General features: G+C 69.4%; 18 protein-coding genes and 1 tRNA gene. 10 read left to right on the top strand and 9 right to left on the bottom strand.

The features are described 5' to 3' along the window. The first annotated feature begins 138 nt into the window (after nt 1-138). The 6 genes from ACIGYR_RS24690 to ACIGYR_RS24665 all read left to right on the top strand — a co-directional run bounded on the left by ACIGYR_RS24690 (nt 139) and on the right by ACIGYR_RS24665 (nt 4945). A complete protein-coding gene (locus ACIGYR_RS24690; RefSeq protein WP_399596822.1) occupies nt 139-603 on the top strand; it encodes a hypothetical protein in 465 nt (154 codons plus the stop codon). Nucleotides 604-692: 89 nt separating this feature from the next. Continuing rightward, nucleotides 693-1598 (top strand): bifunctional DNA primase/polymerase, encoded by a 906-nt coding sequence (locus ACIGYR_RS24685; protein ID WP_399596820.1) that lies wholly within the window; start codon nt 693-695, stop codon nt 1596-1598. A gap of 71 nt (nt 1599-1669) precedes the next feature. Beyond that, nucleotides 1670-1984, top strand: a complete 315-nt coding sequence (locus ACIGYR_RS24680) for a hypothetical protein (RefSeq protein WP_399596818.1) — start codon at nt 1670-1672, stop codon at nt 1982-1984. Further along, the gene (locus ACIGYR_RS24675; protein ID WP_399596815.1) at nt 1981-3132 is read left to right on the top strand and encodes a DUF3631 domain-containing protein; all 1152 of its coding nucleotides are present in this window, start codon (nt 1981-1983) and stop codon (nt 3130-3132) included. The genes ACIGYR_RS24680 and ACIGYR_RS24675 overlap by 4 nt, the downstream gene beginning before the upstream one ends. A gap of 183 nt (nt 3133-3315) precedes the next feature. Continuing rightward, nucleotides 3316-3504, top strand: coding sequence for a helix-turn-helix transcriptional regulator (locus ACIGYR_RS24670; RefSeq protein WP_399596813.1), 189 nt, complete (start codon nt 3316-3318; stop codon nt 3502-3504). 61 nt (nt 3505-3565) lie between these two features. Next, complete coding sequence (locus ACIGYR_RS24665) at nt 3566-4945, top strand: tyrosine-type recombinase/integrase (RefSeq protein WP_399596810.1); 1380 nt, start codon at nt 3566-3568, stop codon at nt 4943-4945. A 174-nt stretch (nt 4946-5119) separates the two neighbouring features. Here ACIGYR_RS24665 and ACIGYR_RS24660 read toward each other — a convergent pair. Beyond that, nucleotides 5120-5201 (bottom strand) — tRNA-Tyr (locus ACIGYR_RS24660). 223 nt (nt 5202-5424) lie between these two features. On the opposite strand from ACIGYR_RS24660, the gene ACIGYR_RS24655 reads away from it, so the two are divergent. Continuing rightward, nucleotides 5425-5913, top strand: a complete 489-nt coding sequence (locus ACIGYR_RS24655; RefSeq protein ID WP_391839757.1) for a YajQ family cyclic di-GMP-binding protein — start codon at nt 5425-5427, stop codon at nt 5911-5913. 76 nt (nt 5914-5989) lie between these two features. On the opposite strand, the gene ACIGYR_RS24650 is transcribed toward ACIGYR_RS24655, so the two are convergent. Then, nucleotides 5990-6256, bottom strand: coding sequence for a GlsB/YeaQ/YmgE family stress response membrane protein (locus ACIGYR_RS24650; RefSeq protein WP_399596806.1), 267 nt, complete (start codon nt 6254-6256; stop codon nt 5990-5992). Between the two features lie 319 nt (nt 6257-6575). Here ACIGYR_RS24650 and ACIGYR_RS24645 point away from each other — a divergent pair, with 319 nt between their 5' ends. The 3 genes from ACIGYR_RS24645 to ACIGYR_RS24635 all read left to right on the top strand — a co-directional run bounded on the left by ACIGYR_RS24645 (nt 6576) and on the right by ACIGYR_RS24635 (nt 9271). Beyond that, the gene (locus tag ACIGYR_RS24645) at nt 6576-6977 is read left to right on the top strand and encodes a YccF domain-containing protein (RefSeq protein WP_399598575.1); all 402 of its coding nucleotides are present in this window, start codon (nt 6576-6578) and stop codon (nt 6975-6977) included. Nucleotides 6978-7246: 269 nt separating this feature from the next. Beyond that, nucleotides 7247-7870, top strand: a complete 624-nt coding sequence (locus tag ACIGYR_RS24640; RefSeq protein ID WP_399596804.1) for a LuxR C-terminal-related transcriptional regulator — start codon at nt 7247-7249, stop codon at nt 7868-7870. A gap of 531 nt (nt 7871-8401) precedes the next feature. Beyond that, nucleotides 8402-9271, top strand: a complete 870-nt coding sequence (locus ACIGYR_RS24635) for a hypothetical protein (RefSeq protein ID WP_400014307.1) — start codon at nt 8402-8404, stop codon at nt 9269-9271. Nucleotides 9272-9911: 640 nt separating this feature from the next. Here the strand turns inward: ACIGYR_RS24635 and htpX are convergent. From htpX to ACIGYR_RS24600, 7 genes are all read right to left on the bottom strand, one after another. Further along, complete coding sequence (htpX, locus tag ACIGYR_RS24630; protein ID WP_399596802.1) at nt 9912-10769, bottom strand: zinc metalloprotease HtpX; 858 nt, start codon at nt 10767-10769, stop codon at nt 9912-9914. Nucleotides 10770-10957: 188 nt separating this feature from the next. After that, nucleotides 10958-12475, bottom strand: a complete 1518-nt coding sequence (locus tag ACIGYR_RS24625; protein WP_399596799.1) for an NADH-quinone oxidoreductase subunit N — start codon at nt 12473-12475, stop codon at nt 10958-10960. After that, nucleotides 12472-14046 (bottom strand): NADH-quinone oxidoreductase subunit M, encoded by a 1575-nt coding sequence (locus ACIGYR_RS24620; RefSeq protein ID WP_399596796.1) that lies wholly within the window; start codon nt 14044-14046, stop codon nt 12472-12474. Before ACIGYR_RS24620 ends, ACIGYR_RS24625 begins: the two co-directional genes overlap by 4 nt. 6 nt (nt 14047-14052) lie before the next feature. Then, nucleotides 14053-16047, bottom strand: coding sequence for an NADH-quinone oxidoreductase subunit L (locus tag ACIGYR_RS24615; protein WP_399596794.1), 1995 nt, complete (start codon nt 16045-16047; stop codon nt 14053-14055). Then, the gene (gene nuoK / locus ACIGYR_RS24610) at nt 16044-16418 is read right to left on the bottom strand and encodes an NADH-quinone oxidoreductase subunit NuoK (protein ID WP_391848166.1); all 375 of its coding nucleotides are present in this window, start codon (nt 16416-16418) and stop codon (nt 16044-16046) included. Before nuoK ends, ACIGYR_RS24615 begins: the two co-directional genes overlap by 4 nt. Continuing rightward, on the bottom strand, nt 16418-17038 hold the full coding sequence (locus ACIGYR_RS24605) for an NADH-quinone oxidoreductase subunit J (protein ID WP_399596790.1): 621 nt from the start codon (nt 17036-17038) through the stop codon (nt 16418-16420). The genes nuoK and ACIGYR_RS24605 overlap by 1 nt, the downstream gene beginning before the upstream one ends. Then, nucleotides 17035-17586, bottom strand: a complete 552-nt coding sequence (locus ACIGYR_RS24600) for a NuoI/complex I 23 kDa subunit family protein (RefSeq protein WP_391848164.1) — start codon at nt 17584-17586, stop codon at nt 17035-17037. Before ACIGYR_RS24600 ends, ACIGYR_RS24605 begins: the two co-directional genes overlap by 4 nt. Nucleotides 17587-17588 lie beyond the last annotated feature (2 nt).

Below are 17588 nucleotides of genomic sequence, written 5' to 3'. Positions count from 1 at the left end.
TCCCCCACGGTGATCAGCGAAAACACCGCGCCGGGGAGGCGGGGAGGCACCCCAGGCCAACCCCCGAAACACCTCTCCACAGCGCCCCGGGCAGGGGGTGCCCCTGCCTCCCCATCCCAGCACCGGAAGGGATTCCGCATGTACCCCGAGCAGACCGACCGCGCGCCCGCCTTACGGGCCCCGGACGTCCACCGCCCCACCCCCATCACCCCCGCCGTCATCGCCCCGGCACCCCTCGTTCCCCTCAAGCCTGGACACGTGCCGGCGGTTGCCAGCGTCGTTCTTCCGGACGGCCGTGTCGTCACCGGCTACACCGTCGACCACGCCCGCCCGGAGCCGGTCGATGCCAAGCCGGCCGTCTCACGGACGGCGGTGAACGTCGCCCTCGGAGGCGTCGGGTTCCTCGCCGTCTGCGGTGGCCTGCTCCTGCTCACCACGTTCGTTGCCGCGCTCACCGCGCTCATCACCCAGCTCATCACCCTCGCGGCCGTCGTCTTCGGCGGATGGATCGCCATCCAGGTGTTCAGCGCGAGCGGCCACAAGGGCGGGACCACGGTCAACATCCGCAAGGCCGTGATCAAGCGCAACCGCTTCTACCAGTAGCTACGCCAAGGGCGGCCCCTCCCTCTCGCCAAAGAAGCGGGGCCGCCCTTGCCCAACCTGCACCCTTCACAGGACTGGAGACATCCAGCATGACCCATGACGCACGATCCGCGCTGCTACGCGCAGCGCTGGACGCCGCCGAACGCAGTTGGCACGTCTTCCCACTGCGCCCCGGCACCAAGCGCCCCGCGCTGCACGGTGAGCAGGCCTGCCCCGGTACCGGCCCCTGCGCCCGCGGGCACCGCAAGTGGGAGGAGCGCGCCACCTGCGACCCCGACCGCATCCGCGCCACCTGGTCCCACGGCCCGTTCAACGTGGGCATCGCCACCGGCCCCTCCGGGCTGCTGGTCGTCGACCTGGACGTGCCTAAGGACAAGGGCAGTTCGGACGCGCCTGACGGCGCGGCAACCTTCCGTGCGCTCTGCGAGCGCGCCGGCCACGCCGTCCCCGACACCTACCGCACCCGGACCGCGAGTGGCGGAAACCACCTGTACTTCACCGCCCCGACCGGGGCCCGGCTGACCAACACGGCCGGAACTGTCGGCGAGTTGGTCGACACCCGGGCATGGGGCGGATACGTCGTCGCCGCCGGATCCCTCACCCCCGCCGGACCGTACGAAGCGCTGTGCGGCCCTGAGACGGCCTCACTGCCCGGATGGCTGCACAGCATCCTGCGGCCCGCCCCCAAGACGACTCAGGGCCCGTCGACGGTCGCACCGGGGCGATCCCGCCGATACGCGGATGTAGCGCTCACCACCGAGACGCGGAACGTCGCTGCGGCCCAACTCGGGGCGCGGGAGTCGACGTTGTTCCGCGCAGCGCGCGCACTCGGGCGGTTCATCGCGTGGGGCGACCTCCCCCGCCACACGGTTGAGCAGGCTCTTCAGGAGGCGGGGGAGGCGACCGGACTGTCCGCGTCCGAGTGCCGCTCCACCCTCCGCAGCGCCCTGAACTGGTCCATCGCCCACAACCAGAACCGCCGGGAGACGGCATAAGCGCCCCCACTCCTCCCCCTCTGAAGAGCATCACCCCCACCCCGACCGGGCCGCAGGACGCTCCACAGGCTGTGGACACGACGGCCGTGGGCTGGCCGAAGGTCGCCGCCCGTCAGGGCGTCCCCATTGCTGTTGGCACTGACCCGACGCCCGAGAGCCCCGGGATCCGCATCTACGCCCCGCCGGTCTACCGCCACCCCCACGACGGGGCCCGCTGGTCCAAGCGCTGCGGCGACACCCCCACCGCCGCCTATGCCTGCCGCTGCGGTCGCACCGCCACCGCCGCCGGCCGACAGGCCGTGGCCGACATGGTCGCCGAGTACGACGCCCACAAGCACTTCTGCACCGGCACCCCCGCGCTCACCGAACGGAGGACCGCCGCATGACCGAGCCCGCCATCGACGGCGCTGCCCTGCTCAACGAGGTGGAAGCCTTCCACCGCCGCTTCAACGTCTTCCCGCACGAGGCCGCCTACGTGGCCGTAGTCCTGTGGGACGCCCACGCCCACCTGCTCGACTGCTTCGAGTCCACCCCGCGCCTCGCGTTCCTGTCCCCCGAACCGGGGTCCGGGAAGTCCCGCGCGCTGGAGATCGTGGAAACGCTCGTGCCCAACCCGATGGCCGCTGTCGACGCCTCCGCCGCCGCGCTCTTCCGCGCGGTGGCCGGCGTCGACGGTAAACGGCCCACGATCCTCTTCGACGAGATCGACACCATCTTCGGCCCCAAGGCCGGGGAAAACGAGCAGCTCCGGGGCTTCATCAACGCAGGACACCGCCGCAACCGGCCGATGTTCCGCTGCGTGGGAGACGGCGCCAACCAGACCGTGCAGGCGTTCCACTCCTACGCCGCCGTCGCCGTGGCCGGCCTCGGCTACCTGCCCGACACCATCCGGGACCGCTCCGTCAACATCCGCATGCGCCGCAGGGCCCGCAACGAGACGATCGAGCCCTACCGCACCCGCATCCACGAAAAGGAAGGGTTCGCCCTGCGCGACCGGCTCGCCACCTGGGCAGAACAGGTCAGCGAGCGGGTCATGAACGTGTGGCCGGCCATGCCCGAGGGCGTCACCGACCGACCCGCCGACGTGTGGGAACCGCTGCTCGCGGTCGCGGACGCCGCCGGCGGGGACTGGCCCGACCGGGCCCGCGAAGCCTGCATCGTCCTGGTCACAGCATCCAAGGCCAACGACAAAGGCAGCCTCGGGGTCCGACTGCTCACCGACCTGCGCGACCACGTCATGGTCGGCATCGACCGCCTTCCCACCGTCGCCATCCTCGACCGGCTCAACGCCCTCGACGACGCCCCCTGGGCCGACCTCGGCGGCAAACCGCTCGACAACCGGCGCTTGTCCAAGATGCTCGCCGAGTACATGACGGCCGACAACGAGCCGATCACCTCCCGCAACATCAAGGCCGCCGGCAGCGTCCTCAAGGGCTACTACGCCACCGATCTGAGGGACGCGTGGGCCCGCTACTGCCCCCCACCCCCGGAAAGTCCGCTACCTCCGCTACCGGGCACCGAAAACGCAGCCTGACCAGCACCAACGCGGTAGCGGCAACCGGCCCCGGTTGCCGCTACCGCCCCGCTACCCATCCGCTACCGCTACCCCTTCCCGCTACCTCCGACAGGCCCCTGACCTGCACGGTAGCGGCGGTAGCGGAAGTAGCGGACTTCCCAGAAGGCCCCTGGACGCCTCACCCGAGAAGGAGTCACCACCTTGGCCCGCACCAAGATGCTCAAACTCCCCGAAGTCCTCGAAGAGATCGAGATGAGCCGCGCCGCCTTCTACCGCATGCGCGCCCGGGGCAAGGCCCCGAAGCTCATCAAGCTCCCCAACGGTCAGCTTCGCTGCCGCCGCACCGATCTCGACGCGTGGTGGTCGTCCATGGAAGACGCTGCCGCCTGACCATCTCCCGCACACACGAGACACGAGGGGCCCGCTGGAAGCGGGCCCCTCTGGAGTTCATATGGCACTGACCTACGACGTTCGCCTCTACTCCATCGAGGTTCGCAAGGATCGCCCGAAGCCCTACCGCCTGCGCTGGCTGGTCGGGGAGCGCAAGCACTCCAAGAGCTACACGCTCAAAATCCAAGCCGAAGGGCGCCGCTCGGAACTCATGTCCGCTGTGCGGCGCGGCGACCAGTTCGACGAGGAAACGGGCCTGCCCGTATCCGAGTTGCGCGCCAAGCAAGGCTCCATCACGTGGTACGAGCACAGCCGCGCGTACGTCGACCGCAAGTGGGGGCTGGCCCCGGCGAAGTCGCGGAAGAACTACGCCGATGCGCTGGCAACCATCACTCCCGCGCTCGTGAAGACCAAGACGGGGATGCCCGACACCGCGCTGATGCGGCGCGCGCTGTACGGGTGGGCGTACAACCGGAATCGCTGGAACGAGACCCCGCCGGACGATGTGGCCCGCGCCCTCACCTGGATCTCCAAGCACTCCATGCCGGTCTCGGCGCTGGAGGATCCGGCGACCGTGCGTCTCGCCCTGGACGCGTTGTCCCTGCGGCTGGACGGGAAAGAGGCAGCGCCGCGCACCGCGAAGCGCAAGCGGGCCTGCCTGAGTGACATTCTCGGGCTCGCCGTGGAAGAGCAGTACTTCACCATGCCGGTCAACCCGATCACGGCCGTGAAGTGGACCGCCCCGAAGTCGGTGGAGGCGGTGGACCCTGAGAGCGTCGCCAACCCTCGCCAGGTCCGCGCGCTGCTGGCAGGGGTGCGCGAGCAGGGCCCGCGGGGGCGGCACCTGGAAGCGTTCTTCGGGTGCCTGTACTACGCGGCCATGCGTCCCGCTGAGGCGGCCGGACTGCGCGTGAGCCAGTGTCACCTCCCGGAGGCGGGGTGGGGGATGCTCACCCTGCGGCAAGGAGTGGTGCGGGCCGGACGGAGCTGGACCGACGACGGGACGGCGCATGAGACGCGCCATCTCAAGGCCCGTGCCAAGAAGGACTCCCGGCCGGTGCCGATCCCGCCGCACTTCGTTCGTCTGCTGCGGCAGCACATCGCCGCGCACGGCACGGCGCCCGATGGTCGGCTCTTCCGGACGAACCGCGACGGCCTGCTCCAGGAGACCGGCTACGGGGAGGTGTGGGCCAAGGCTCGGAAGGACGTGCTGAGCGAGTCGGAAACGGCTTCGCTGCTGGCCCGCCGTCCCTACGACCTGCGGCACGCCGGCGTCTCGTTCTGGCTCAGTTCCGGGGTGGACGCGATGGAGTGCGCCCGCCGCGCAGGACACAGCATCGCCGTGCTGCACAAGGTGTACGCCAAGGTGCTCGACCAGACGCGGGAGCACGCGAACAGCCGGATCGACGCCGCCCTTCGGGAGTGGAACGAGCCCGAGTGACCATGCTCACCCCCGGGGGACACCTGGGGGACCCGCACTGATCGACGGTGGGATACGGGCGGTACGAGGTGAGACACGTCCACGCCCCGTCCACGACGAATCGAACGAGGAGGGGCAACAAGAAACCCCCTCTGACCAGGTAATCAACCTGATCAGAGGGGGTTTCCCTCAGCGTGGCGGCGCCAGGATTCGAACCTGGGAAGGCTGAGCCGGCAGATTTACAGTCTGCTCCCTTTGGCCGCTCGGGCACACCGCCGGGTTGCTGCCATTCGAACCCGCTTTCGGCGGCGTTCCCCGGCAACGACGTAAACAATACCCGATGCACAGGGGTGCTTCGCCACCCGATTGATCTCCACCCCTCGGGTCGCGAGGTGGCTAGGCTGGTGCGGATGCGGCCCGGTGCTCCACCGGGCCCGGCGGTCGCCGCCGCGCACGCCGGCACGCACCCGATACGCACCCGATACAAGGAGCAACAGGACATGGCCGACTCCAGTTTCGACATCGTCTCGAAGGTCGAGCGGCAGGAGGTCGACAACGCCCTCAACCAGGCCGCCAAGGAGATCTCGCAGCGCTACGACTTCAAGGGCGTGGGGGCCTCGATCTCCTGGTCCGGCGAGAAGATCCTCATGGAGGCGAACTCCGAGGAGCGTGTGAAGGCGGTTCTCGACGTCTTCCAGTCCAAGCTCATCAAGCGCGGCATCTCGCTGAAGGCGCTGGACGCGGGCGAGCCGCAGCTCTCCGGCAAGGAGTACAAGCTCTTCGCGTCGATCGAGGAGGGCATCTCCCAGGAGAACGCCAAGAAGGTCGCGAAGATCATCCGGGACGAGGGTCCCAAGGGGGTGAAGGCCCAGGTCCAGGGTGACGAGCTGCGCGTCAGCTCCAAGAGCCGCGACGACCTCCAGGCCATCATCGCCCTCCTGAAGGGCAAGGACTTCGACTTCGCGCTGCAGTTCGTGAACTACCGGTAGGACGAAGAAGCCGACGCGCGAAAGGGTGGGCACCCCGGGGGTGCCCACCCTTTCGCGCGTCGTCGCCGTGCCGTGCTCAGTCGCGCGAGTTGCCGAACAGGATGCGGTAGACGATCAACAGCACCAGGGAGCCGCCGATGGCCGCCGCCCAGGTCGCGCCGTCGTAGAAGTCCTTGGTGATCGGGTGGTCCAGCCAGCGGGCCGATATCCAGCCCCCGAGGAACGCGCCCGCGACGCCGATGAGGGTCGTACCGATGAAGCCGCCGGGATCGCGTCCCGGCAACAGGACCTTGGCGATGGCTCCGGCCAGCAGTCCCAGGATGATCCAACCGATGATGCCCATGCCGTGAACCTGCCCTTCCGCGCTGTGTCCGCACTGTCCGGGCCCTGTTTTCGGTGAGGGCCCGCTGTCCGTCACGCGCGTGTTCGTGCCGTGTCGATGAAGAGGACGTCACGGGCGCACTCGTCGGTTGCCGCGCTCAGCAGGGTGCGACAGGACGCGTACCGGCGCCAGGGCGGTGAGAAGCAGCGATGCGGGACGCGATCGTCTCGATACGTTCCCCGTCGCGCCACAAGAACGCCGCGGTTCCGGCTGAGCACATGACCGGCTGATACTTGTGACAGCAGGCATGCCGGCGGAGCGACCTGGAAAGGTGCCGATCATGAAGGTGTTCAACCTCCTGCTCAACATCCTGTGGCTCGTCTTCTGCGGCCTCTGGATGGCGATCGCCTACCTGATCGCTGCACTCATCTGCTTCGTCCTGATCATCACCATCCCGTTCGGCATCGCGTCGCTGCGCATCGCCGGGTTCGTGCTGTGGCCGTTCGGCCGGACGACTGTGGACCGGCGGGACGCCGGAGCGGGATCGTTCATCGGCAACGTGATCTGGGTGATCTTCGCGGGATGGTGGCTGGCCGTGGCACACCTGATCACGAGCATCCCGCTCTTCCTGTCGATCGTCGGCATCCCTTTCGGCTGGGCGAATCTGAAGCTCATTCCGATCTCACTCATGCCGCTCGGGCGTGAGGTGGTGCCGACGGATCAGGGGTTCGCCGGGCGGTGACCTCTTCAGTGCCGACATCTCCCACGCGGGTCGGCGAACCCGTCCCGGGCATCCCGGTCGCGTGAGCGGAGCGGTTGCATGCGAAGACCCTCCGGGCAGTCGGAGGCGAAGAGAGCCCTGCTCCACTCGTGCCGTGTTTACCCGCGGAGAGGCGTGCGGGGGTGCTATCTCCCGCGAGAAGTCCGAGGCTGGGATCAGACGGCGGGAGCCGTCGATCGTCCACTCCGCTACGTCCTGTGGCCGGAGCCCCGCCAACGCTGGAGCTTCCCATGAGCCCGTCGGTGACGCCGATGGCTGTCATTTGTGATTGGCCGTTGCTTCAACTCGGCCTCGTGCAGGCGATCAACACCCAAACCGATCTGCGGATCACGGCCTTCTTCAGCAGCGTCCGTGAAGCGCTCCACGAGGCGAATGAAACAGAGGTCGTTCTCATCGCCCTGCAGGTGTCCGACCAGGTGACGTCCGACCAGGTCGCTCAGCTGAACCGGCAAGGGCATGCAGTCATCGTGCTGTCGACCTCAGAGGCCCAGTCCGATGCCGTGCTGTGCATCAAAGCCGGTGCTCGCGCGTATCTCAGCAGGCAAACCGACGTCTCGGAGCTGGTGGCGGCCGTCCGGGCCGTCGCCTCAGGCAGAAGCTTTCTCGGCACGAGTCTCGCCGGCCACAGTCTGCCTACACCCCCACCTCGCATCACCGATCGCGAGAGACAGATCTTGCAGCTCGTTGCCAATGGGGCGACGGATCGAGAGATCGCCGCCAAATTGGACATCACCGAAAACACCGTTCACACGCATCTGGAGCGGCTCCGCAGAAAGATCGGCTCTCGCCGCAGGGCCGACCTCACCCGCCTGGCCCTGAAGTACGGCGCGGTGGGAGACATTACGCCGGAGTGACAGCGTCAGAACCGAATCAGCACCGTAGGAACCGAATCAGCGCCGGCTCAACCATCGGCACCGTCGGACCCGTCACCCGGAAGCGTCACTCGGGCGAATATCGTTCAGGCTGTTCACGATGACCACCGGCGGCGGATTCGAGGGCGTAGGAACCTGGATGAGGATTGGCACGTAAACGACACTCCCATGTCTGAATTCGGCCTTCTTCGAGAACCGGTAGCACACGACGACGTCCGGGTTGTCTCGCGTCGCGTAACACCGCATCGCCGACTTCGCAGGCGCGGCCTGGATTCCGGAGGGCGAGACACCAGCGGCATTCGCCGACGTGGCCGACACGTCCACCATGAGGCAGGCACATGCCGCAGCCGCAATTGCGAGACCGAATCTCTGCAAGGTTACCGTTCCCAATTTTTCCTCACCCCGAAAGCGACAAGGGATATCGACGGCTGCGGTCCATAGCATTGGGCGTCATCGCGCAGTCACCTCGCAGAGGTGCCCTCTGCGAGGTGACGAACTCATGCGGATTCATCTGTGGGCCGATCAGCCCTGGGTACCGCCCTGGGTGTTGCCGGTGCCACCCTGCGTGCCGCCCTGGGTGTTACCAGTGCCGCCACCCTGCGTGCCGCCCTGGGTGTTCCCGGTGCCGCCACCCTGGGTACCGCCCTGAGTGTTCCCGGTGCCTCCACCCTGCGTACCGCCCTGAGTGTTACCGGTTCCACCACCCTGCGTACCGCCCTGGGTGTTCCCGGTGCCGCCACCCTGCGTACCGCCCTGGGTGTTGCCCTTGCCTCCACCCTGCGTACCGCCCTGAGTGTTCCCGGTGCCACCCTGCGTGCCGCCCTGGGTGTTACCAGTGCCGCCACCCTGCGTGCCGCCCTGGGTGTTCCCGGTGCCGCCACCCTGGGTACCGCCCTGAGTGTTGCCGGTGCCGCCACCCTGCGTGCCGCCCTGAGTGTTGCCGGTGCCGCCACCCTGCGTGCCGCCCTGGGTGTTGCCCTTGCCTCCACCCTGCGTACCGCCCTGGGTGTTCCCGGCGCCACCCTGGGTGCCACCCTGAGTGTTGCCGGTCCCGCCACCCTGGGTGCCACCCTGAGTGTTACCGGTGCCACCACCCTGCGTACCGCCCTGGGTGTTCCCGGTTCCGCCACCCTGCGTACCGCCCTGAGTGTTACCGGTGCCTCCACCCTGCGTACCGCCCTGAGTGTTACCGGTGCCTCCACCCTGCGTACCGCCCTGAGTGTTACCGGTGCCTCCACCCTGCGTACCGCCCTGGGTGTTCCCGCGGCCGCTGCCCTGGGTACCGCCCTGAGTATTACCGGTCTTGCCCTTGCTCTTGCTCTTGCACTTCTGCCCCTTGCAGGGCTTTTCCGGTGCGGAGTTCTTGGCCTGCGAAACTCCTGACTTGGCATGCGTCTGGATGCCGGAAACCGCAGCCGGCGCCGCTGAGGCTGGAACGCCTAGAGCGGCAACCCCTCCCGCCATAATCGCCGACACTATGGTTGTCGCTATTTTCTGCTTGCGCGTGTGCCTCACGGATCCGTTCCTTTCTTACATGTCAAGCACTGTTGACTTCGACGTCTGGTGATGTGACGCGCTCAGTGTCGACCTGTCGTGGAGTTGCCGATCACTCATGAAGATACGTCCGGAAATCTGAAGGCCCAGCGTATTTACCGCGCCCCCAAGCGGCCCCCTGGCATTGCCGGCCCAGCCGGACTTCAGCCCTGGGCGTTCTCTTGGACACGATCCGGACTGGAAAATCACACGCCCAAACGACTCAATCCCGATCCTCGTCTCAGGTATCGGCCGAGTCAACTCGAGTACCAAGTGAAGACAATATTCACCCGACGCGCTTGTCACCAGAATTAGCGACAAGAAGGAGGTCCGAATGAGCCTCATTCTTCGTTGATCGGATCGCCGAAGGCTTGCTCCAGCGGCGAAGGGTTACGTTGATCGGCACGCAAACTGGGGGCATGCCTGTAGCCAGAATTGACCACAGGCATGCTGCCCCGCCACGCCCAGGACAGCCTTCGCCGATGGCGGCCTAGCGGCCTGCCATCTTCTCGAGCCGGGCGATGCGCTCCGCCATCGGCGGGTGCGTGGAGAACATTTTGGACAGTCCCTGACCCGGGCGGAAGGGATTGGCGATCATCATGTGGCTCGCCGTCTCGATCCGGGGCTCAGGCGGCAGCGGGAGCTGCTTGGTGCCGGTCTCCAGCTTGCGCAGGGCGCTGGCGAGGGCGAGCGGGTCGCCGGTGAGGTGGGCGCCCGAGGCATCCGCCTCGTACTCCCGGGAGCGGCTGACGGCCAGCTGGATCAGGGTGGCGGCGAGCGGACCCAGGAGCATGATCAGCAGCATGCCGAACAGGCCGGGGCCCTCGTCGTCGTCCGAGCGGCCCACCGGGATGAGCCAGGCGAAGTTCACCAGAAACATGATCACGGAGGCGAGGGCGCCGGCGACCGAGGAGATGAGGATGTCCCGGTTGTAGACGTGGCTCAGCTCGTGGCCGATCACGCCGCGCAGCTCGCGCTCGTCCAGCAGTCGCAGGATGCCCTCGGTGCAGCACACGGCGGCGTTGCGCGGGTTGCGGCCCGTGGCGAAGGCGTTCGGGGCCTCCGTCGGCGAGATGTACAGCCGGGGCATGGGCTGACGGGCCTGCGTGGACAGTTCTCGCACCATCCGGTACAGCGCGGGGGCCTCGAACTCGCTGACCGGGCGGGCGCGCATCGCGCGGAGTGCCAGCTTGTCGCTGTTCCAGTACGCGTACGCGTTCGTGCCCAGCGCCACCAGGACCGCGACGATCAGCCCGGTGCGGCCGAAGAAGCCGCCGATGACGATGATGAGTGCGGACAGGCCCCCGAGGAGTACCGCGGTCCTGAGCCCGTTGTGCCGGCGGTGCACGGTGCGCCCTCCAAGTCGTGCAGCTGGGGAACACTCTGATCCAGTGGACCCTCCCGCTTCTGACAACGCCAGGCGACGGCCACGAGTTCCCTGCTGCGTACGGCGGCGCACGTCGGCCGTGTGGGTGACGTGCTGGTTTCGACCGCGCGCGTGACGGAACGCGTGCCCCCCGCGCGCGCGGTCGACTCCTAGAACAGCCCGGTGGCCGCGAAGCGGAGGACCAGCTGGGGTGCTCCGGACAGGGCGATGCCGAGGACTCCGGTGAGGGCGATGGCGGCCGTGAGAGGGGCTGGGACGCGGTGCCGTGCGGACTCGCCCTCGGGAGCGCGGAACAGCAGGGCCGTCCACTGCAAGTAGTAGAAAAGGGCGATCACGACGTTGACGGCCATGACGACGGCGAGCCAGCCGAGGCCCGCGTCGACGGCCGTCGAGAACACGGTGACCTTGGCGAACAAGCCGATGACGCCCGGCGGCAGCCCGGCCAGGCACAGCAGGAAGAAGGCCAGCAGGAGCGCGGTGACCGGGTTCGTGGCGTACAGGCCCCGGTAGTCGCTGATCCGGTTCAGCGCACGGCCGCGGCCCACCAGGGCGGCCACGGCGAACGCGCCGAGGTTCACGGCGGCGTACATCAGGGCGTACGCGACCGTGGAGCCGATCGCCTTCTCGGCGTCCTTGGTGTATCCGGCGGCGGCGATCGGCACCAGCAGGTAGCCGGCCTGGCCGACGGAGGACCAGGCGAGCAGCCGTACGGCGCTGTACGCGCGCGTGGCCTGCTGCCGCAGGGCGGCGACGTTGCCGACGGTCATCGTGAGGGCGGCCAGGGCGGCGAGCGCGGGACCCCAGACGTCGGCGTACGACGGGAACGCGACGACGGTGACGAGGATCAGGCCGGAGAAGCCGACGGCCTTGCCGACGACGGACAGGTAGGCGGCGACGGGCAGGGGCGCTCCCACGTAGGTGTCGGGCACCCAGAAGTGGAAGGGCACGGCCGCCGTCTTGAAGGCGAAGCCGACGAGGGTGAGGACGACACCGGTCTGGGCGAGGGTGTGCAGTTGTCCCTCGACGTGCGGCAGGCGCTGGGCGACCTGGGTGAGGTAAAGGGTGCCGGTGGAGGCGTAGACGAAGCTGATGCCCATCAGGCTGACCGCGGTGGCGGTGACCGAGGACAGGAAGAACTTCAGGGCGGCCTCGGAGGACCGCTCGTCGCCGTGCCGGATGCCGACGAGGGCGAAGGCGGGCAGGGAGGCGACCTCCAGGGCGACGATCAGGGTGGCCAGGTCACGGGAGGCGGGCAGCAGGGCGGCGCCGGCCGCGGAGGACAGCAGCAGGAACCAGAACTCGCCCGCCGGGACGCGCCGCCGGTCGTCGTCCAGGTTCGTGACGGACAGCAGGGCCGCGAGGAGGGCGCCGCCGAGGACCAGGAACTGGATGACGAGGGTGAAGTGGTCGGCGGTGTAGCTGCACGCGCGCGCGGGACCGGCGAGGCAGAAGGTGCTGCGGTGGCCGTCCCGCAGGGGCAGCAGCGTCAGGGCCGCCGCGGCGAGTCCGGCGACCGAAACCCAGCCGAGCACGGCCTTGCGGGACTCCGGCACGAACAGGTCGGCGACGAGGACGACGAGCGCCACGACGGCTGCGATGGTGGGCGGGGCGATCGCGAGCCAGTCGACGGACTGGACCAGCGACTCGGCAAGCGGCTGGGCGCTCATCGGGTGCCTCCTGCGAGGAGCTGCTGCACGGCCGGGTCGGTCAGGCCGAGCAGGGCCTTCGGCCACAGTCCGGCGAGGACGGTGAGGGTGACGAGCGGGGTCCAGGCGGCGAACTCGTACCCGTGGACGTCGGCGAGCTTCGGGACCTCCTGCTCCACGCCGCCCATGCAGACCCGGCGGACCACGATCAGCATGTACGCGGCCGTCAGCAGGGTGCCGAACGCGCCGATCGCCATGAAGGTGAGGAAGGCCGGCCGGCTGAGGTCGGCGGCGGGCCTGAACGCGCCGAAGAGGGCGAGCATCTCGCCCCAGAACCCGGCGAGTCCGGGCAGGCCGAGGGAGGCGACGGCGCCGAAGGCGAGGAGGCCGCCGAGGCGCGGGGCCTTGCCGTACAGGGCGGCGCCGGTCTCCTCGGCGAGGGTGTCGAGGTCGGTGGTGCCGGTGCGGTCCTTCAACGCGCCGACCAGGAAGAACAGCAGGCCGGTGATGAGGCCGTGGGCGATGTTGGCGAACAGGGCGCCGTTCACACCGGTCGGGGTCATGGTGGCGATGCCGAGCAGGACGAAGCCCATGTGGCCGACGGAGGAATAGGCGATGAGGCGCTTGAGGTCGCCCTTCGCGCCTGGCTTGGCGAGGGCCAGGCAGGCCAGGGATCCGTAGATGATCCCGACGACGGCGAACGCGGCGAGGTACGGCGCGAAGGTGTGGAAGCCCTCCGGCGCCACCGGCAGCAGGATCCGGACGAAACCGTACGTGCCCATTTTCAGCAGGACACCGGCCAGCAGGACCGAGCCGACGGTCGGGGCCGAGGTGTGCGCGTCGGGCAGCCAGCTGTGCAGCGGCCACATCGGCGTCTTCACCGCGAGCCCGATCCCGATCGCCAGAACGGCGATGACCTGCACGGACGCGGTCAGCGACCGGCCGTTGTCAGTGGCGAGTGCCACCATGTCGAACGTGCCCGCCTTGATGCCGATCAGGAGCAGGCCGAGCAGCATGACCACAGAGCCGAGCAGCGTGAAGAGGATGAACTTCCACGCGGCCCGGGTCCGGCCCTCGCCGCCCCAGCGGGCGATGAGGAAGTACATCGGGATGAGCACCGTCTCGAACGCGAGGAAGAACAGCAGCAGGTCGAGGACGGCGAAGGTCGCGAGGGTGCCGCATTCGAGCAGGAGCAGCAGCGCGACGAACGCCTTCGGGGACGGCCCCGACGGCGGCTTGAAGTAGGAGTACAGCGCGCAGAGGAAGGTCAGCAGCGCGGTCAGGACCAGAAGGGGGAGGGAGATGCCGTCGATGCCGAGGTGGATCCGCACGTCGAGTGCGGGGATCCAGCTGATGTCGGTCGTGGCCTGCATCTTCGACGGATGGTCGTGGTCGAAGCCGAGCGCGAGGACGATCGCGGCGATGAGGATCACGCCGCTGACGGTCACGCCGTGCCGCAGCACGGCCTGGTCGGGCGACTTCCCCTTCAGTCCGGGCGGGGCCGGGAGAAGAGCGGCGGCGGCGCCGAGGAGCGGGCCGACGACGACGAATGCCAGAAGGAACTGCATCACGGACTCGTTGATATCGATCACGCCTGCTCACGCTCCCGTGGCGACGAGGAGGACGGCGACCGCCAGGACGACGGTGCCGGCGAGCAGCGCGCTCACATAGGTCTGCACATTGCCGGTCTGGGCGCGCCGCACGGCGGCCCCGAGCAGCCGGGGCAGGGCGCCGGCTGCGCTCACGTAGGTGTCGACGACCTCGCGGTCGAGGAAGCGGACGAGACCCGCCGCGGCCTGGACCGGGCGGACGAACAGCGCCGCGTACACGGCGTCCAGGCGGAAGCCGGCGGCCGCGGGCCGGTGCAGCGGGCCGAGCAGCAGCCGCCCGGGGTCCGCCGGGTCGGCGGCATGGGCGATGTCGCCGTAGGCCGGTTCGTGGCTGGCGATGGCCTCGGCCTCGACCAGTGCGGCGTCGCCCTCGGGGTGGGCGGCGACCGCACCGAGCGGGGTGCGGGCCGCGAGCGCGGTGGTGCGCTGCCAGGCACCGTAGGTGAGCAGCCCGCCGACCAGGGCGAGACCCGTGCCGAGGATCGAGGTGAGCAGGGTCGGGGTCAGGGCGCGGCCGTCGAACCAGCCGGGCAGCGAGCGGTAGGCGAGCCCGCCGAAGGCGAGGGAGGGGATCGCCAGGACCCAGAGCACGACGGTCATGGTCAGCGGCTGGCGGCCGTGGTCCGGGGCCTCGTCGCCCCGGCCGCAGAAGGCCAGCAGCCACAGCCGGGTGGCGTACGCGGCGGTCAGCAGGGCGGTGAGCAGGCCGGCGACGAGGACGATCCAGCCGGCGGCGCCGGGCGCGTGGTCGGTGTGGCCGGTGGTCACGTGCTCGGCGGCGCCGAGGACGGACTCCTTGGAGAAGAAGCCGCTGAAGGGCGGGATCGCGGCGAGCGCGAGCAGCGCCACGGTCATCGTCCAGTAGGCGTCCGGCACGCGGTCGCGCAGGCCGTGCATGCGGGACATGGCGGCCAGCGAGTTGGTGCCGGCGGCGTGGATGATCACGCCGGCCGCGAGGAACAGCAGCGCCTTGAAGGCGCCGTGGGACAGGAGGTGGAAGACGGCGGCACCACGGTCACCGACGGCGAGGGCGCCGGTCATGTAGCCGAGCTGGCCGATCGTGGAGTAGGCGAGGACACGCTTGATGTCGTCCTGGGCGAGCGCGGCGAGACCGGAGCCGGCCATCGTGACGGCGGCCATGACGGCGAGCACCACCATCGCGGCCTGGGAGGCTTCGAAGAGCGGGAGGAGGCGGGCGACGAAGTAGACACCGGCGGCGACCATCGTCGCGGCGTGGATCAGCGCCGAGACGGGCGTCGGGCCCGCCATCGCGTCCGGTAGCCAGGTGTGCAGCGGGAACTGCGCCGACTTGCCCGCGACGCCCGCGAGGAGCAGCAGCGCGATCAGTGTCGGATGGTCGATGCCGCCGCTCGCGACGGCGCCGAGAACGCGGGTGACGCGGAAGGACCCGGCGTCGGTGGCCAGGGCGAACAGGCCGATGAGGAACGGCACGTCGCCGAGCTTGGTGACCAGGAACGCCTTCAGTGAGGCGGCGCGGGCCTCGGGGGTCTCCCAGTAGTGGCCGACCAGGAAGTAGGAGCAGATGCCCATGACTTCCCAGCCGACCAGCAGCACGATCAGGTCGCCGGAGTAGACGACCAGGAGCATCGCGGAGGTGAACAGGGAGACGAGAGCGGCGTACGAGGGGTAGCGCGGGTCGTCCCGCAGGTAGCCGGTGGAGTAGATCTGCACGCAGACCGCGACGAACGCCACCAGGACGGCGACGAGCGCGGCGAAGCCGTCGATGTGCAGGGCCAGCTCGATCGGCACGGACCCGGTGGGCGTCAGCTCGGTGTGGGCGTCGACGGCCGTGTCGCCGCCCTGCCGCACGGCGACCAGCGCGGCCATCACGAGCGAGGCCAGCGGCGGCAGCACGGCGAGCGGGCGGACGAACCCGGGCAGGGTGCGGCCGAGCAGCAGGCCGGCCGCGGCGCCCAGGAACGGCAGGAGGGGGACGAGGACGGCGAGGTTGGTCGTGGTCACGCGGGGGCCTCAGCCTTCTCGGCCGCGGAGGTGCCGGGGCCCTCGGGCTCGGGGCCCTCGGCGGTGTCGCGGAGCTTGTCGATGTCGGAGGTGCCGCGATTTCGGTGGACGGCGAGCACGATCGCCAGGCCGATGCCGATCTCGGCGGCGGCGATGGCGATGGTGAACAGGGTCAGCGCCTGGCCGGAGTGCAGGGTCTCCTCGGCGGTCCGGCTGAGCCAGACGTCGAAGGCGACCAGGTTGAGGTTGACGGCGTTGAGCATCAGCTCGACCGACATCAGGACCAGGATCGCGTTGCGGCGGGCGAGTACGCCGTACAGGCCGGTGCAGAAGAGGAGGGCGGAGAGTACGGCGGGATAGGCGAGGTGCATCAGCGGGCGCCTTCCTTCTCGCCAGGGAGGACGCCGGCGGCGGCCGGGGGCCCGGAGGCCGCGTCCGCCTTGGCCTTGCGGGACAGGACGATCGCGCCGACCAGTGCCGCGAGGAGCAGCACGGACAGGGCCTCGAACGGCAGCACCCAGTGCCGGAACAGGCTCGTGCCGGTGACCCGGGTGGTGCCGGCGGCGGGTCCGTCCAGGTCGATCCAGGTCGTGCGGAAGGCGTCCACGACCACCCACAGCAGGGCGACGGCGGCGGCTGCCGCGACGGCCAGGGCGGCCCAGCGGTTGCCGGAGTCCGCGTCCGGGGAGCGGCCGATGGGGGCCTTGGTGAGCATCAGACCGAACAGGAGCAGGACGACGACGGAGCCGACGTAGATCAGGACCTGTACCCACGCGATGAACTCGGCCGTGAGCAACAGGTACTCCACGGCGAGACCCCCGAGCGCGACCACCAGCCACAGCGCGGCGTGCACCAGCTGCCGGGTGGTCACGGTGACCAGCGCGGCGCCGAGGGTGACCAGGCCGACGAGCAGAAAGGCGATCTCGACACCGGTCGGGGACAGGAAGCCGTGCCGGGCTTCGGCGATGTTCACGGCTGCGGCGAAGGTCACGACCGGCCCTCCTGCGGTTCGGCCTGGGCGGCGGCCAGCTTCTCGGCCGTCTTGCGGGCCGCGGCGATCTCCTTGGGCTCCTCCGCGCCGGGGTCCAGGGCGGGCGGAGCCGGCACGGTCCACATCCACTCGCGGAGTTTGTCCCGCTCGTGGGTGAGGTCATGGATGTCGGTCTCGGCGTACTCGAACTCGGGCGACCAGAACAGCGCGTCGAAAGGACAGACCTCGATGCAGATACCGCAGTACATGCACAGGGAGAAGTCGATCGCGAAGCGGTCGAGGACGTTGCGGCTGCGCTCCCGGCCGCCGGGGGCGGCCGGCGGGACGGTCTCCTTGTGGGAGTCGATGTAGATGCACCAGTCCGGGCACTCGCGGGCGCACAGCATGCAGACCGTGCAGTTCTCCTCGAACAGCCCGATCACCCCGCGGGTGCGGGGCGGCAGCTCGGGGAGGGCGTCGGGGTACTGCTCGGTGACGGTCTTCTTCGTCATCGTGCGCAGGGTGACGGCCAGGCCCTTGGCGAGGCCGGAGCCGGGAATGGGGGCCATAG

It is taken from the genome of Streptomyces sp. NPDC053076 (assembly GCF_044546845.1).
In the GTDB taxonomy this organism is placed as follows: domain Bacteria; phylum Actinomycetota; class Actinomycetes; order Streptomycetales; family Streptomycetaceae; genus Streptomyces.
The sequence above is the reverse complement of the archived record's forward strand: the minus strand, read 5'-3'. Positions and strand labels throughout refer to the sequence as shown.

What these genes read in the sequence shown, in the direction of transcription:
- ACIGYR_RS24685 (WP_399596820.1), top strand. Translation starts at nt 693, where the DNA reads ATGACCCATGACGCACGATCCGCGCTGCTACGCGCAGCGCTGGACGCC.
- ACIGYR_RS24645 (WP_399598575.1), top strand. Translation starts at nt 6,576, where the DNA reads ATGAAGGTGTTCAACCTCCTGCTCAACATCCTGTGGCTCGTCTTCTGC.
- ACIGYR_RS24650 (WP_399596806.1), bottom strand. Translation starts at nt 6,256, where the DNA reads ATGGGCATCATCGGTTGGATCATCCTGGGACTGCTGGCCGGAGCCATC.
- ACIGYR_RS24600 (WP_391848164.1), bottom strand. Translation starts at nt 17,586, where the DNA reads ATGGCCCCCATTCCCGGCTCCGGCCTCGCCAAGGGCCTGGCCGTCACC.
- ACIGYR_RS24665 (WP_399596810.1), top strand. Translation starts at nt 3,566, where the DNA reads ATGGCACTGACCTACGACGTTCGCCTCTACTCCATCGAGGTTCGCAAG.
- ACIGYR_RS24675 (WP_399596815.1), top strand. Translation starts at nt 1,981, where the DNA reads ATGACCGAGCCCGCCATCGACGGCGCTGCCCTGCTCAACGAGGTGGAA.
- nuoK (WP_391848166.1), bottom strand. Translation starts at nt 16,418, where the DNA reads ATGCACCTCGCCTATCCCGCCGTACTCTCCGCCCTCCTCTTCTGCACC.
- ACIGYR_RS24655 (WP_391839757.1), top strand. Translation starts at nt 5,425, where the DNA reads ATGGCCGACTCCAGTTTCGACATCGTCTCGAAGGTCGAGCGGCAGGAG.
- ACIGYR_RS24690 (WP_399596822.1), top strand. Translation starts at nt 139, where the DNA reads ATGTACCCCGAGCAGACCGACCGCGCGCCCGCCTTACGGGCCCCGGAC.
- ACIGYR_RS24625 (WP_399596799.1), bottom strand. Translation starts at nt 12,475, where the DNA reads ATGAGCGCCCAGCCGCTTGCCGAGTCGCTGGTCCAGTCCGTCGACTGG.
- ACIGYR_RS24640 (WP_399596804.1), top strand. Translation starts at nt 7,247, where the DNA reads ATGAGCCCGTCGGTGACGCCGATGGCTGTCATTTGTGATTGGCCGTTG.